This is a genomic window from Lactiplantibacillus sp. B652 (assembly GCF_023806745.1).
Lineage (GTDB): Bacteria > Bacillota > Bacilli > Lactobacillales > Lactobacillaceae > Lactiplantibacillus > Lactiplantibacillus pentosus.
This window is the reverse complement of sequence record NZ_JAMSKY010000088.1, coordinates 1-301: the sequence shown is the minus strand read 5'-3', so window position 1 is coordinate 301 and position 301 is coordinate 1. Positions and strand designations below refer to the sequence as shown.

The 301-nt window shown below is 44.2% G+C and carries 1 protein-coding gene; it reads left to right on the top strand.

The annotated features are described in order from the left end of the window. A partial coding sequence (locus MZO40_RS17120) for a signal peptidase II (protein WP_252133488.1) occupies nucleotides 1-243 on the top strand: 243 nt, incomplete at its 5' end. Nucleotides 244-301: the final 58 nt, after the last annotated feature.

Sequence of the window (301 nt, the reverse complement as noted above, 5' to 3'; positions counted from 1 at the left end):
GTTATCATGGGTTACTTGTTATGGCGGTTGCGCGGTAAAAGGGCGTATGAGGTCGGCATCTCACTGATGATTGCAGGTACGTTGGGTACTTTCATTGACCGTGTGCGGCTGGGTTATGTCGTTGATATGTTCCAACTTGATTTTATTAATTTTCCAATCTTTAACTTTGCGGATTCGTGCCTGACTATCGGTGTGATTTTCATTTTGATTGGGGTCTTACGGGACGATAGTTTTGACAAATAAGTAATAGGGAGCTGATAGCGTGGCAGGAGCGACCACGGAACAAGAATATACGATTACG